The 14385-nt window shown below is 36.5% G+C and carries 13 protein-coding genes and 1 tRNA gene; 9 read left to right on the top strand and 5 right to left on the bottom strand.

The genetic code is table 11. The features are described 5' to 3' along the window. Positions 1 to 57: 57 nt before the first annotated feature. Positions 58 to 972, bottom strand: coding sequence for a two-partner secretion domain-containing protein (locus ArsFIN_RS16980; RefSeq protein WP_026822883.1), 915 nt, complete (start codon positions 970 to 972; stop codon positions 58 to 60). A 302-nt stretch (positions 973 to 1274) separates the two neighbouring features. On the opposite strand from ArsFIN_RS16980, the gene ArsFIN_RS16975 reads away from it, so the two are divergent. After that, entirely contained in the window at positions 1275 to 1631 is a 357-nt protein-coding gene (locus ArsFIN_RS16975; RefSeq protein ID WP_034249652.1) for a hypothetical protein, read from the top strand. A gap of 105 nt (positions 1632 to 1736) precedes the next feature. Here ArsFIN_RS16975 and mltD read toward each other — a convergent pair whose 3' ends face one another. After that, positions 1737 to 3101 (bottom strand): murein transglycosylase D, encoded by a 1365-nt coding sequence (gene mltD / locus ArsFIN_RS16970; RefSeq protein WP_026822881.1) that lies wholly within the window; start codon positions 3099 to 3101, stop codon positions 1737 to 1739. 90 nt (positions 3102 to 3191) lie between these two features. Next, on the bottom strand, positions 3192 to 3944 hold the full coding sequence (gloB, locus tag ArsFIN_RS16965; RefSeq protein ID WP_026822880.1) for a hydroxyacylglutathione hydrolase: 753 nt from the start codon (positions 3942 to 3944) through the stop codon (positions 3192 to 3194). A 44-nt stretch (positions 3945 to 3988) separates the two neighbouring features. Here gloB and ArsFIN_RS16960 point away from each other — a divergent pair, with 44 nt between their 5' ends. Then, the gene (locus ArsFIN_RS16960; RefSeq protein WP_026822879.1) at positions 3989 to 4705 is read left to right on the top strand and encodes a class I SAM-dependent methyltransferase; all 717 of its coding nucleotides are present in this window, start codon (positions 3989 to 3991) and stop codon (positions 4703 to 4705) included. On the opposite strand, the gene rnhA is transcribed toward ArsFIN_RS16960, so the two are convergent. Further along, positions 4702 to 5172 carry a ribonuclease HI gene (gene rnhA, locus ArsFIN_RS16955; RefSeq protein WP_026822878.1) on the bottom strand — a complete coding sequence of 157 codons (471 nt, stop codon included), beginning with the start codon at positions 5170 to 5172 and terminating at the stop codon, positions 4702 to 4704. The genes ArsFIN_RS16960 and rnhA overlap by 4 nt on opposite strands. A gap of 60 nt (positions 5173 to 5232) precedes the next feature. Here rnhA and dnaQ point away from each other — a divergent pair, with 60 nt between their 5' ends. The 6 genes from dnaQ to fbaA all read left to right on the top strand — a co-directional run bounded on the left by dnaQ (position 5233) and on the right by fbaA (position 12198). After that, the gene (gene dnaQ / locus ArsFIN_RS16950; RefSeq protein ID WP_026822877.1) at positions 5233 to 5997 is read left to right on the top strand and encodes a DNA polymerase III subunit epsilon; all 765 of its coding nucleotides are present in this window, start codon (positions 5233 to 5235) and stop codon (positions 5995 to 5997) included. 117 nt (positions 5998 to 6114) lie between these two features. Then, positions 6115 to 6191 (top strand) — tRNA-Asp (locus tag ArsFIN_RS16945). Positions 6192 to 6520: 329 nt separating this feature from the next. Then, complete coding sequence (gene tkt / locus ArsFIN_RS16940; RefSeq protein WP_026822876.1) at positions 6521 to 8515, top strand: transketolase; 1995 nt, start codon at positions 6521 to 6523, stop codon at positions 8513 to 8515. A gap of 271 nt (positions 8516 to 8786) precedes the next feature. Beyond that, on the top strand, positions 8787 to 9818 hold the full coding sequence (epd, locus tag ArsFIN_RS16935; protein WP_026822875.1) for an erythrose-4-phosphate dehydrogenase: 1032 nt from the start codon (positions 8787 to 8789) through the stop codon (positions 9816 to 9818). Positions 9819 to 9893: 75 nt separating this feature from the next. Next, complete coding sequence (gene pgk, locus ArsFIN_RS16930; RefSeq protein ID WP_026822874.1) at positions 9894 to 11057, top strand: phosphoglycerate kinase; 1164 nt, start codon at positions 9894 to 9896, stop codon at positions 11055 to 11057. A 61-nt stretch (positions 11058 to 11118) separates the two neighbouring features. Continuing rightward, positions 11119 to 12198, top strand: coding sequence for a class II fructose-bisphosphate aldolase (gene fbaA, locus ArsFIN_RS16925; protein WP_026822873.1), 1080 nt, complete (start codon positions 11119 to 11121; stop codon positions 12196 to 12198). A gap of 264 nt (positions 12199 to 12462) precedes the next feature. Here fbaA and ArsFIN_RS28905 read toward each other — a convergent pair whose 3' ends face one another. Further along, positions 12463 to 12744: a hypothetical protein gene (locus ArsFIN_RS28905; protein ID WP_026822872.1), complete on the bottom strand. Its 282-nt coding sequence runs from the start codon at positions 12742 to 12744 to the stop codon at positions 12463 to 12465. A 267-nt stretch (positions 12745 to 13011) separates the two neighbouring features. On the opposite strand from ArsFIN_RS28905, the gene ArsFIN_RS16915 reads away from it, so the two are divergent. Continuing rightward, positions 13012 to 14358: a collagenase gene (locus ArsFIN_RS16915; protein ID WP_167876703.1), complete on the top strand. Its 1347-nt coding sequence runs from the start codon at positions 13012 to 13014 to the stop codon at positions 14356 to 14358. Positions 14359 to 14385 lie beyond the last annotated feature (27 nt).

Genomic DNA, 14385 nt, shown 5'->3' with positions numbered 1-14385 from the left:
ACCCTTTGTCTATGGCTTAATCAGGGCAAAGGTTTATTGATGTTATCAATTTATTTATTATGGTTGCCGGCCAAAAATTAGTAATCCTGAATTTTCAAATAGACTATCACCACGTAGAGAAAAATTTTGCGCGATGAGCGTACCGTTTAATTGAATATGTTTATTTTTGCATGAATAACTATTACTACATTGATAAGGATGGCTTTCCAGAAAAATATTTTGTCCTTTGATAATAGCTTGTTGCTCAAGTTTGAGTTGACTATGGTGTAAATAAGTTAGATTAGGCTCCGGCTTGATTAGGTGCTTAAGTTTAATATTAGCTCGCTGAAGGCTATAGGATATCGCGCCAGTTGCAGCAAGGTAATGTTGCTGCCCAGCGTTAAGCGTAATGTTATCATTGATGATAATTTTATCGGCGAAAAGATTAAGTTTGGCAACATTTATTTTAGCCTCTATATTCACCAGATTATTAATCGGCAAAGTATTTTCCCTATCTTCAGTTAAATTAATATTGCTACCTATTGTGGTAATGAATTTTAGACTTTTCAGCTGTTGTAACGTTTTCTCTGCTGGGATTTCCAGTTTACCTGCGATAAGCGACAGATTTTTGACATTGTCTGTTTTACCATTTTTCCAACTGATCCCATTAGGATTGGCAATAATCAGATCAGCAATAGTTCCTTTAATGCCGATTGTACCTTCTAGATTAGAGTGTTTATCACTAGTAATTTCTGCGATAATAATCTTAGCTGCTGTATTGTCCAGTTTTGGATTTGATAATATATCGTTATTAAAGCTAATGCTATTTTGACTGGAAGGAAGTTCAGAAAAAGTATTATATGAAATTCCATTTTCCAGTGGTTTTGCAATTTCAATAGTAGAAGTATTGGCATAAATAAATTTATTAGCACTAATTAAAATAAATAATATAAAATTTAAACTTAATTTGGATAAAATTGAGTAATAGTCCATTATAACTCCCTTTAATATTAATATATTTATGAAAAATTTTAGGTCAGGTTTATTATATATGAAATGCTAGATTTTGATTTCACCAATACTCTTATTTAAAATTGCTTTAAATAATTAATATAAAATTATTTTTACTAATAAATATGGTTTAATGAACTAATATTCTATTTTTTAAGTTAATTAAATGGTTATTTATTTTTTTATTTATAATAAATATTAAATACAATAAAAAAGAAAATTTGCTTTGATATTAAAATCGTCTATATTTCAGTTGCTTTTACTTGTGATTTTAGGAGCTAATTATGGAAAATCAAATCCAGAAAAAAATGATGCCAGGAGAAGTTAAAGGGTGGAATTGGGGCGCTTTTATGTTCAGTATTTTTTGGGGGTTTGGAAATCGAACTTATTGGCCACTACTTTGTATTATTCCATTATTTAATTTTATTTGGATGTTTGTATGTGGTTTTAAGGGGAATGAATGGGCATGGAGTAATGGTAACTATAGTGATGTAAGAACATTTAAACTGGTACAGGAAACTTGGAATAGAGCTGGATTGGCAGCATTTATTATTAGTCTAATTTTTATTATTCTCTATTTTTTATTTTTTTCAGTATTTGCTCTTTTTTATTTTACCAGTCCAGATTACGGACAAGTTTAGGTGGAATAGATATTATCTCAATGCCTAATAAAAAGAAATAATCGCCAAATTTTTATTAATCCGCAAAATAACCCTTCTACGAAGGGTTGTTTTGCCATAATTTTATTATAGGTGAATAGTTAATGTTATACCTGGTTTTAAATCAGCTATTTTAACACCAGCATTCCAATTCATCAGATCTTTAAGATTGATGCCATGACGTTTAGCAATACTGTAGTAGGAATCACCTTGACGGACTTTGTAGGTCTTGATATTAGCTTTCCCTTTCTTGCTTAATGCAGCGCTATTCTTTGCAATCATAGTTGCTGTATGATAACTATTTTTACCACTAATTTTTAAAGTTTGTCCAATCCTCAAGTTAGCCGTTTTCATACCATTTAGCGACTTAAGTTTATCGGTTGTCATGTTAAAACGTTTGGCGATAATTGATAAGGAATCACCGCGTTTAACTTTATAACTATTAATAGTGCGTTGTTTAGCTAATAGCTGTTTATTATTTTTGGCAACAGCAAGACGAATACTATTTAATACTGCTTGATCAGAAAGCGCGTCTTTAAGCAGCTCAGCTTTATCTGTTGGTAACATAATAGTATAGGGGCCGGCTGGTGGTGTTATATTATGCTTTAAATTAGGATTATAGGCTTTTAGAGCGGTTAACGACAGCCCAGAAAGTCTAGCTGCTTGGGGTAAAGTAATTTGTTCGCCGATATTCACCTGGGTAAGCGCATTATTTTTATTAGTCGTTGGTAATGGCAACGCATATTGATCGCTGTTGCGTAATATATTACTAAGCGCCAAAATTTTTGGCACATAGTTCATTGTTTCTTTGGGTAGTGATAATGACCAATAATCAGTAGGTAACCCAAGGACTTCATTTTTCTTGATGGCATTAAGTACACAGCCTTCACCACAATTATAAGCAGCCAATGTTAATGGCCAATCACCGTCAAATAGATTATTTAATCGTTCTAGTAAATTTAGTGCTGCAGTAGTAGAGGCAGCGACATCTCTACGTTCATCAACCCATTTATTTTGTTTTAATCCATATGATTGACCAGTCAATGGAATAATTTGCCATAAACCTGTTGCCTGTGCCTGTGAAGTCGCATGGGAATTAAAAGCACTTTCAACAATCGGAACCAAGGCAAGCTCCATTGGCAAGTTGCGCTGATCAATTTTTTCAACAATCCAGTACATGTAAGGCTCTGCCCGTAATGTCACATTTTGCAGATAGCTTTCTTTGGCTAAATAAGATTTGATTTGATTTGCGATCCTGGCATTATCAGGAATATCCATTTTCAGCTCATTACTAATATAACCCCACAAATCATTTTCTATTAAATAGGTTGATTCCCAAGCGGTGGTTTCAATATCTTGATTGGCTGAAGACGGATCTGGTGTTTGCTTATTGGGTGTCATTTGACAGCCAATAAGCAAAACAGAGGCGAATAATATCGCTTTTGTCTTCATTTATGTAACCTATCCTAGGCTGTTATTTATTCAATTGCTTAATAAAGAGGCCAATGATACTGATCTCGTTAGTTAATGACAACTATCAATTTAAAAGCGATCTTTTAGTTTGCGAATTTTGGCAAATACATCACAATTTGAAGCAGTGGCAGGCGAAAATCCCAATACTTTTTGTAAATAGGGATCGTCAGATCTTAAGAAAATATTGATCTCTTTTTCAATTTTAAGTGATGATGGCAGTGTGGGTTGTTTTTGGGCTCGTTTTTGATTGACGGCTAAAGTATAGGCTTTTATCGCCTTATCATGGGGTAACAAATAACTGGCAAATGCCATATTTGCAGCGGTGTACTCATGTGCGCAACAGACTAACGTCTCATCAGGTAAAGCTTTCAGTGTTTCAATCGACTGGTACATTTGTTCAGCTGTTCCTTCAAAAATACGTCCACAACCACCAGAAAACAGCGTATCACCGCAAAATAGATAGGGTTTTTGATAGTAAGCAACATGTCCTAGTGTATGTCCTGGTACAGCAAAAATTTGCCATGAAAACCCAGCAAAGTTTAGCTGTTCTCCGCCTTTTATGACACATGTTGTTCCCTTACTACTGGTTTCCATTGGGCCATAAACAACTAATTCTGGATAATATCTTGTTAATTCTTTGACACCATCGACGTGATCATGGTGGTGGTGAGTAAGTAAAATAGCGACTGGGTGTATGGCATTTTGTTGTAAAAATTGCTGTACTGGCTTAGCGGTACCAGGATCAACAATAATACAATTACCTTGATAGATTAATAGCCATATATAATTATCAACTAGGGAAGGAATTCTGATAAGCTCCATAATATAATAATGCCTCATAGCTAATGGGTTAGAAGGATATTACAATGAAGTCAGCTCGTATTGCTCAACTATCTAAAATGCCTGACTCCTGGGAAGATATCCCATGGGGCAAGTATTATCGTATTGCATTAAACCAGCAGCTACAACCATGGTGGCCAAAAATATTTGGTTTCCATTTGTTAAAAATTGGTCAATTGAGTTTACAAATTGACACTCAATCATCGCTGATTACTCATCAATTTAGCATGAATATAACTGGAAATAACTTTCAATTATTAGGTGCTCCTAATGAGATGCCTTTTGAGGACAAATCGATTGATGCCTGTCTCTTAATACAGCAATTATCTTACAGTACTAATCCACATTGGTTATTGCGTGAAGCCGATAGAATTTTGGTTGATGATGGTTGGCTAATTTTATCTAATTTTAATCCTTTTAGTTTGTTAGGGATAGGGAAATGCATTCCTTTTTTACGTAAGCGGCAACCCTTTCCTAGTCATATGTTTTCAATCTGGCGTCAACTTGATTGGTTGAGCTTATTGAATTACGAAGTACTGCATCAGCAAAGTTTTCAAATTATACCTTGGATAAGTCCTGACCATTTTATCAATAGAAATTTGCAATTTGCCGGTTGTATCAATGTTATCATTGCCCGTAAAAGAACGTTACCGTTGACGCCAACACCAATAAAACTTATGCGAACCCGCATGAAAATAGGGAATACAGTCGGGGTTGCTAAGTGTTGGCGTAAACGTCATTAATTTTGCGCCGTCTGGTAGCCGCTATCCTCATCTGTTGGTGAATTTGCCGCATTTCTTGCTAATTCATCGCATCGCTCATTTTCTGGATGTCCTGCATGGCCTTTGACCCAGTGCCATTCTACTTGGTGCCGCGAAATTGCTGCGTCTAATCGTTGCCATAAATCAACATTTAAAACAGGCGATTTATCTGCCCGTCGCCATTGGCGACTTTTCCAATTATGTATCCATTGGGTGATTCCTTGACGTACATATTGACTATCTGTGGTTAGAATAACCTGGCAGGGTTGTTTGAGCGTTTCTAAACCAATAATGGCAGCCATTAACTCCATACGATTATTGGTGGTACGAAAATAGCCTTTGCTTAATGTTTTTTCATGTTTATGATAACGGAGTAAAATACCATAACCGCCTGGGCCTGGATTACCTAAGCAAGAACCATCGGTGAAAATTTCTACCTGTTTCGTCATTTCTGATAAACTCATTTTATTCGTGATTTATAACCCCTAAGTCTGACATAAAAAGGCACTATGAGCACAGTGATTACACGACAAATTGTTCTTGATACGGAAACTACTGGTATGAATAAGCTAGGGATCCATTATGAAGGACACAATATTATTGAAATTGGCGCGGTAGAAGTAATTAATCGCCGTCTTACCGGCCGTCATTTTCATGTTTATATAAAACCAGCACGCTTAGTTGATCCTGAAGCTTTCGAAGTTCATGGCATTAGTGATGAGTTTTTACAAGATAAACCAACTTTTGCCCAAATCGCGGATGAATTTTTAGACTTTATTCGCGGTGCTGAGTTAGTCATCCATAATGCCCCTTTTGATATTGGCTTTATGGACTATGAATTTTCTAAACTGAATAGAGATATTCCTCCAACAGCCAACTTTTGTCAGATCACGGATAGTTTAGTGCTGGCCAGAAAGTTGTTTCCGGGAAAACGAAATAATCTTGATGCTTTATGTGATCGTTATCATATTGATAACTCAAAGCGCACATTACACGGCGCATTGCTCGATGCTGAGATCCTGGCTGAAGTTTATATGGCAATGACCGGGGGACAAACCTCTTTAGCTTTTTCAGTTGATTCAGAGCCGGGTAGCGAGGTCTATAGAGGTGACGTTAAACGAATAAAGAGACAGGCGACGGGATTAAGTGTAGTTTATGCTAATCAGGAAGAAATTGCAGCCCATGAAGCAAGACTGGATTTGATTGAAAAGAAAGGTGGCAAGATTTCACTTTGGCGGTTGAGTAATAAAGAAACAGATCAGGTTAAACATTAACCATAGTTACATTTTTAGCTGAAAAAATGTGCAAACAGTGATTTTTTTTCTAAAAGATATTGACGTATAGGGAGCCGATTCGTAATATCATCGCCGTTCTTAACTCGATTATACCAAGGTGCGGTAGTTCAGTTGGTTAGAATACCGGCCTGTCACGCCGGGGGTCGCGGGTTCGAGTCCCGTCCGCACCGCCAATTTTATGAAACCCTGAGCAATAAGTCTCGGGGTTTTTTGTCTCTTTAAGATAATTGGCATCCTTTTTCCATTAAAATCATATCCAATCTCACAGCCTTTTTGCTTAGAAAAAATTAGGATGTTAGTGTTTTGATTTTCAATGTAGCACAAACTGTGTTGTTATTATTTTTTCATTGACTTATTTTTGATTTCTTTGTGTTTAATGAATGTTTTGTTACCGTTGGTTATTTAGGCTAGGTATCTAGATTAAATTTTAACTGTTAAAATGAGAAAGTAGCATTGAAAAAATCAGTGTGAAATTTGCTATTTATTCGAGATGGAGTAAACAATGATCACTCGTAAAATCCTTGCTAATGCTATTCGTTTCCTCAGTATGGATGCGGTACAGAAAGCAAAGTCAGGGCATCCAGGAGCGCCAATGGGAATGGCGGATATTGCTGAAGTACTCTGGCGTGACTATCTGGATCACAATCCTGCTGATCCTAGCTGGGTAGATCGTGACCGTTTTGTATTATCTAATGGCCATGGCTCTATGTTACTTTATAGTTTGCTACATCTTACTGGTTATGATTTACCGATCGAAGAGTTAAAAAATTTTCGCCAACTTCATTCCAAAACACCGGGACATCCAGAATATGGTTATACTCCAGGTGTTGAAACCACGACAGGCCCGCTCGGACAAGGGATCGCAAATGCTGTTGGGTTTGCTATTGCCGAGCGAACGTTAGCCGCGCAATTTAATCGTCCAGACCATAATATCGTTGATCACTTTACTTATGTATTTATGGGAGATGGCTGCATGATGGAAGGCATTTCACATGAAGCTTGCTCACTGGCCGGAACACTAAAATTAGGTAAACTGATTGCCTTTTATGATGATAATGGCATTTCAATCGATGGTGAAGTAGAAGGTTGGTTTACGGATAATACTGCTGAACGTTTTGCCGCTTATCATTGGCATGTTATCAAGGGTATTGATGGACATGATCCTGAACAAATCAAGCTAGCAATAGAACAAGCCCGTAAAGTTACCGATAAACCTTCTTTATTAATATGCAAAACAATAATTGGTTATGGCTCGCCACATAAGGCGGGATCCGAAGAAGCGCATGGATCACCATTAGGTGAAACGGAGATTGCTGAAACTCGTACAGCATTAAATTGGCCTTATCCCGCTTTTGAGATACCGGCAGATATTTATCAAGCCTGGAATGCTCGCGAAATAGGCCAGAAAAAACAGAGCACCTGGAATAAAAAATTTGCCGCTTATCAACAAGCTTTTCCGCAACTTGCCGATGAATTTATACGACGTACCCAAGGTGAATTACCGCTTAATTGGCAAGCTGTGGCAAATGATTTCGTCAGTGAATTGCAACGCAACCCTGCCAATATTGCCAGCCGTAAAGCTTCACAAAATACGTTAGAAGTTTTCGGTAAGGTATTGCCTGAACTTTTAGGTGGCTCTGCTGATTTAGCACCCAGTAATTTGACTATGTGGTCGGCTTCTAAATCAATAAAAGACTCTCCAGCAGGCAATTATATTCACTATGGTGTACGTGAATTTGGTATGTCGGCGATTATGAATGGCATCGCATTACATGGTGGTTTTATACCCTATGGTGCAACCTTTTTAATGTTTGTTGAGTATGCCCGTAATGCAGTGCGTATGGCTGCGTTAATGAAAATTCGTAGTATTTTTGTTTATACTCATGATTCTATCGGTTTGGGTGAAGATGGTCCAACCCATCAACCTGTTGAGCAATTAGCCAGTTTGCGTATGACGCCTAATATAAGTACTTGGCGTCCTTGTGATCAGGTTGAATCGGCTATTGCTTGGCAATATGCGATTGAGCGTAAAGAGGGGCCAAGTGCGTTGATTTTTTCCCGTCAAAATCTTGAGCAGCAGCCACGTGATGCTAAGCAGTTAGTCAACATTATTAAAGGGGCTTATGTGCTGAAAGATTGTGAAGGAACACCAGCCCTTATTTTGATAGCAACAGGCTCTGAAGTTGGATTAGCTATTAAGGCTTACGAAAAGTTAACTGCGGAAGGTTATAAAGTACGGGTGGTTTCTATGCCATCAACGGATACTTTTGATAAGCAGGATGCTGCTTATCGTGAGTCTGTATTACCCTGTTCGGTGACAGCACGACTCGCTGTTGAGGCGGGCATTGCAGATTATTGGTACAAATATGTTGGCACAACTGGTGCGGTTGTTGGTATGCATACTTTTGGTGAATCAGCGCCAGCAGAAGTTTTATTTAAAGAATTTGGTTTTAGCGTAGAAAATGTGATTGCTAAGGCTAAATCTTTATTGTCGTAATTGACAAAATGGCGTGAGCGTACTGATCAGTTTTTTATATGATTAGATACGCTTTTTTTATTTAAGCCGATGATCTAGATCTATTGCGAACTTTTTTTTAATGTCGTAACCTGTTTACATTTGGCTGAAACGTTTCAGTTTTTTGAAGTTGATAGATTTATTGATCAAAAGCACACTTTTTATGATTGACAACAAAAATCCTCAGTACAAAAGCTGTAATTATCAGTATTCTTAGCCGTTAATAAATTAGTTGTTAAATTGAAGGAATAGTATGGTAGTTAGAGTAGCAATTAACGGTTTTGGGCGAATAGGGCGTAGTGTATTAAGAGCGCTTTATGAATCAGATCACCGTGCTAAAATTGCTGTTGTTGCGATTAATGAAATTGCTACTGCACAAGGGATTGCGCATTTATTGAAGTATGACTCTAGTCATGGTCGATTTGCCTGGGATGTGCGCCTGGATAATGATTTGCTAGTGGTAGGTAATGACAATATTCATCTCTTTCATCAACCTGAGATTGAAAAACTGCCATGGCGGACTTTGGATATCGACATAGTACTCGATTGCACGGGTATTTATGGTTCAAAGGCCGATGGCTATGCGCATTTAGCTAGTGGCGCAAAAAAAGTGCTATTTTCCCATCCGGGGAGTGCTGATCTGGATGCAACTATTGTCTATGGTGTTAATGAAACCAGTTTGAAAAATAGTGATCAAGTGGTGTCAAACGCATCATGTACCACAAATTGTATTATTCCTGTAATAAAAATATTAGATGATACTTTGGATATTGAATCTGGTACAGTGACAACAATTCACGCTGCAATGAATGATCAGCCGGTTATTGATGCTTATCATCTAGACTTACGTCGAACACGTGCGGCTTGCCAATCTATTATTCCTGTTGATACCAAATTAGCTGCTGGGATCACACGAATATTGCCTAAATTCAAAGATCATTTTGAAGCTATATCGGTTCGCGTACCAACTATCAATGTAACGGCAATTGATCTCAGTGTGATAGTAAGGTCAAAAGTAACAGTAAGGAAAGTCAATCAGCTATTGCAACAGGCAGCAAAGGATTCATTTCGTGGTATAGTTGATTATACTGAATTGCCGTTAGTATCAACTGATTTTAATCATGATCCACATAGTGCAATTGTCGATGGTACGCAAACACGAGTTAGTGGACAACACCTGATTAAGATTTTAGTTTGGTGTGATAATGAGTGGGGTTTTGCCAATCGTATGCTTGATACGACATTAGCAATGGCTGCTACTGGTTTCAACAAATCTATCTGTTGACAGACAGTATGGGCATATTGTGCCCCATACACAGCAGAAGATTAATAATTTAGAGAATCAACGAGAGGATTCACCATGTCTGTAATTAAGATGACCGATTTAGATCTAGCGGGTAAAAAAATATTCATCCGGGCTGACCTAAACGTTCCTGTCAAAGATGGCAAAGTTACCTCTGATGCACGGATCCGTGCTTCTTTACCGACGATTGAAACCGCTTTGAAACAGGGCGCAAAGGTAATGGTAACGTCTCATTTAGGTCGCCCCATTGAAGGTGAGTATAATGAGGAATTTTCACTGAAACCCGTTGTAGACTATTTAGCAGATAAGCTGGATTACCCTGTTCGTTTGGTAAAAGATTATTTAAATGGGGTGGAAGTTGCTAATGGTGAACTGGTGGTTCTTGAGAATGTTCGCTTCAATAGAGGGGAAAAAAAGGATGATGAAACTCTATCTAAGCAATATGCTGCACTTTGTGACATCTATGTAATGGATGCATTTGGTACTGCTCACCGAGCTCAAGCATCAACTCATGGTGTGGCAAAATTTGCAACTATAGCATGCGCAGGGCCGCTGTTATCTGCTGAGTTGGACGCATTAGGCAAAGCATTAAAAGAGCCTGCTCGCCCAATGGTCGCAATCGTTGGCGGTTCAAAAGTTTCTACTAAATTAACAGTCTTGGATTCTTTAGCCAAAATTGCCGATCAGATTATTGTCGGAGGGGGTATTGCCAATACTTTTATTGCTGCTGAAGGTCATAAAGTCGGCCGTTCTTTATATGAAGATGATTTGATACCAGAAGCAGAAAAATTATTATCAACTTGCGATATTCCTGTTCCAACCGATGTTCGTGTGGCGACCGAATTTTCTGAAACGGCAGAAGCGGTGATGAAGTCGGTTAATGATGTTAAAGACGATGAACAAATTTTGGACTTAGGTGATGAAACTGCTGAGCGTTTGGCTGACATCCTTAAAAAGGCAAAAACGATTTTATGGAATGGCCCGGTTGGGGTTTTCGAATTCCCTAATTTTCGTCATGGCACTGCAGTGATTGCACAAGCGATTGCCGAGAGCAACGCTTTTTCTATTGCTGGTGGTGGTGATACGTTAGCCGCTATTGATCTGTTTGGTATTGCGGATAAAATCTCTTATATTTCTACTGGTGGTGGTGCTTTTCTTGAATTTGTGGAAGGGAAAAAATTACCTGCAGTTGTCGTGTTAGAAGAACGCGCAAAACAGTAATCATATCTGAAAAAAATGACAGGTAGCATTGATCACCTGTCCAATAATAGGACTTTATCTCATGTCTAAGATTTTTGATTTTGTAAAACCAGGTGTTATTACCGGCGATGATGTGCAAAAAGTTTTTGCCATTGCAAAAGAGCATAAATTTGCGTTGCCAGCTGTTAATTGTGTAGGTACAGATTCGATTAATGCTGTTTTGGAAACTGCCGCTAAAGTTCGTTCTCCGGTCATTGTCCAATTTTCTAACGGTGGAGCCGCGTTTATCGCTGGTAAAGGTTTAAAAGCAGAAGGCCAGCAAGCTGCGATTTTAGGGGCCATTTCAGGTGCTCATCATGTACATCAAATGGCAAAACATTATGGTATACCTGTGATCTTACATACAGATCATTGTGCACGTAAACTACTGCCTTGGATTGACGGCTTACTCGATGCTGGTGAGGAATATTATAAAACCACCGGTAAACCGCTGTTTTCATCTCATATGATCGATTTGTCGGAAGAGTCATTGGCGGAAAATATTGCTATTTGCTCCCAATATTTGCAACGGATGAGCAAAATGGGCATGACGTTAGAAATTGAGTTAGGTTGCACCGGTGGTGAGGAAGATGGTGTCGATAACACGGGCTTAGATAGCTCATCACTTTATACCCAACCAGAAGATGTCGCCTATGCCTATGAGCAATTGAGTAAAATTAGTCATCGTTTTACGATTGCCGCCTCTTTCGGTAATGTACATGGTGTTTATAAGCCAGGTAATGTTCAATTAACACCAATGATTCTTAAGAATTCACAAGAATACGTTGCGCAGAAATTTAATTTGCCAGCGGAAAATAATCTAAATTTTGTTTTCCATGGTGGTTCAGGTTCTACTGCTGAAGAGATTAAAGAAGCAGTCAGTTATGGTGTGGTAAAAATGAATATTGATACTGACACCCAATGGGCGACTTGGGAAGGCATTTTGAATTATTATAAGAAAAATGAAGGTTATCTACAAAGCCAATTGGGTAATCCAGAAGGTGAAGATAAACCTAATAAAAAATATTATGACCCTCGTGTTTGGCTGCGTGCGGGTCAGACTTCTATGATTGCGCGTTTAGAACTTGCATATAAAGAGTTAAATTCTATTAATGTGCTGTAACTAATCGCTATTCTATTTCCTGGTTTCTAACCCTATCATTCAGCATAGGGTTTTTTATTACCTAACGTAAGCTCATTTTTCATCTGTTGTTTATTTTGCTAGCAAAAAGCAGCGTTGCACAGATCAGTTCGCTGATAATCGCTGCTAACGATTATCTAATGGTGCCCAGAATGAACTGATTCGAAGGTTGCCAGTTAACCGGCGACAGAACGCTGATAATGCAAATATGGCATCCATTATAGCCAATGGCAGGCGAACTTAATGTTAGTGCATATCATACAACCCGTTATTGTGGAGTTCAGCCTTATACGCCGGTGATGGAAAAGCAGTGGCGATAGTATTCCTGTCTGCTGTGATTACCTGAGGTCTTATTAATAAAAATTTATTTGTTCTTACAGCGGCTTCTTTAAAGGATTTAATTTGAATATCGAGGAATTGTTGACGGGTTGAAACTTTGGCATAACCAAAAAGCCGTATTGATTGTTTGCTTGATCGATTTAAAGTTAGCGAATCTCTTTTATTTTTATAAAATGATTTAATAAACATTTTAAAGCTGATGTTTATAGCTAGATAAAAATTTATAATTTAATATAAATAGTAATTTATATAATAGTATCATTACCAAAAAATTAAAAATAAGTGAAGTATCTTTCAAAAGATGATATGGTATGTAAGTTATCCATGATAAGTTTGTTATTTTATTTGAATTTTAAAAGTAAAAGTAAAAGTAAAAGTAAATGGAATTAACCTATTATGTCAATAAACTTAAACGCTGTTAATGTTAATTATGAATCTAACATTTATTACGAAAATGTGAATAACGTTGAAGATGTTAATATTTCGGAAAAACTATCAACGAAAGAAAAACATTTAAATGCTGTTAATAACTATGAACAAAAAAATATCCCAAAATACTTAACACATATTCCATCTAATATAGAGCTTACCTCTATGGAAAAGAGGTTGATGGAAGATCTTTATGATGAAAAAGAATTATTTTTAAAGACAAGTTATCCGCATAGCCAACAAACATTAATTACAGCTATTAAAGTAATCGATAAGCTAATTGACGATCCAGCAAAAAATATAAAAAATCTTAGTTTGTTATCAAAATATATTGAAAGTTTATATCGTAGAATTAATACATCAGCTCCATCTTGGAACGCAGCAAATACTATTGCCTCAAAATCCTTACAAAAAATAGGAAACTATTTATCTCAAACTTATAAGAGTTTGCCACAATTATCATCAGAACCAAATAAGGATTTGTTAAAATTAACAGAATGTTGGGTTGCAGCAACAACTGAAATGAGTCGAAAGAATGGAACAGGAAATAATTTAATTATAAATTATTCTGATATTGATACGATATTACGGTATTATGTTTTAAATCAAGAAAAGCTATTAAAAAATTACGATTTTTCAGTAAATTTAGGTAGGATTTTAAATCTACTTTGTTACATAAGGCCAGGAACACTAGATAGCCAACTATTATCTAAAAATAAGGAAATAATAGAATCCACTTTATTTAAAACAATTAGCCAATCTTTAGAAATTGTTGATGAAAAAAAAGATACTTTCCCCTTGTATCATTTACGTTGTAGTATGAATACATTAGCTCATATTATCAACGTTGAAAAGATTAATAATCCTAATACTTGGACTCTAACACGTGATAAGATTGATTCCAATCTGCAATCTATATTAAAAAACTATAAAGATCTGCCTGCTAAAAATGATTTACGTGAAGAAATTAGTGTAGTTCTTGCTAAATATTTAGAAGATACAGGAAGAAGTATTGAAAAAAATAACGGTTCGAACTTTTATAACTTTCTTAAACCAATTAGAGAAGAAGAGATTATTCCTCATAGCTTTCAACTTAATAGTGGACATAAAGTAATATCTTCTTATAATTTTAATAATGAAGAAAGAAATAAGCTTAATATTGTAGCAGATAAAGTTTTAAATAATTTTCATAATATTTTTGGGAAAAATAAAATAAAAGATGATTATTCTAAACCATTAGAAATTATTATAATGAAGAATAAAGAACTTTATAACCGTTATGGTAATTATCCTTTTCGTATAGATACTAACAATGGGGGGATTTATATTGAAGGAAATCCTAAAGATCCTAGGCTGTGTCCCTTAATTGCTTGAGCTATAGTATCCATCTGTTTCTACGAT

The organism is Arsenophonus nasoniae (genome assembly GCF_004768525.1).
Lineage (GTDB): Bacteria > Pseudomonadota > Gammaproteobacteria > Enterobacterales > Enterobacteriaceae > Arsenophonus > Arsenophonus nasoniae.
This window is presented reverse-complemented; position numbering and strand designations above follow the sequence as displayed.

Excerpts from the sequence above, each read along its gene's own strand:
- ArsFIN_RS16980 (WP_026822883.1), bottom strand. The coding sequence starts at position 972 with ATGGACTATTACTCAATTTTATCCAAATTAAGTTTAAATTTTATATTA.
- ArsFIN_RS16975 (WP_034249652.1), top strand. The coding sequence starts at position 1,275 with ATGGAAAATCAAATCCAGAAAAAAATGATGCCAGGAGAAGTTAAAGGG.
- mltD (WP_026822881.1), bottom strand. The coding sequence starts at position 3,101 with ATGAAGACAAAAGCGATATTATTCGCCTCTGTTTTGCTTATTGGCTGT.
- gloB (WP_026822880.1), bottom strand. The coding sequence starts at position 3,944 with ATGGAGCTTATCAGAATTCCTTCCCTAGTTGATAATTATATATGGCTA.
- ArsFIN_RS16960 (WP_026822879.1), top strand. The coding sequence starts at position 3,989 with ATGAAGTCAGCTCGTATTGCTCAACTATCTAAAATGCCTGACTCCTGG.
- rnhA (WP_026822878.1), bottom strand. The coding sequence starts at position 5,172 with ATGACGAAACAGGTAGAAATTTTCACCGATGGTTCTTGCTTAGGTAAT.
- dnaQ (WP_026822877.1), top strand. The coding sequence starts at position 5,233 with ATGAGCACAGTGATTACACGACAAATTGTTCTTGATACGGAAACTACT.
- tkt (WP_026822876.1), top strand. The coding sequence starts at position 6,521 with ATGATCACTCGTAAAATCCTTGCTAATGCTATTCGTTTCCTCAGTATG.
- epd (WP_026822875.1), top strand. The coding sequence starts at position 8,787 with ATGGTAGTTAGAGTAGCAATTAACGGTTTTGGGCGAATAGGGCGTAGT.
- pgk (WP_026822874.1), top strand. The coding sequence starts at position 9,894 with ATGTCTGTAATTAAGATGACCGATTTAGATCTAGCGGGTAAAAAAATA.
- fbaA (WP_026822873.1), top strand. The coding sequence starts at position 11,119 with ATGTCTAAGATTTTTGATTTTGTAAAACCAGGTGTTATTACCGGCGAT.
- ArsFIN_RS28905 (WP_026822872.1), bottom strand. The coding sequence starts at position 12,744 with ATGTTTATTAAATCATTTTATAAAAATAAAAGAGATTCGCTAACTTTA.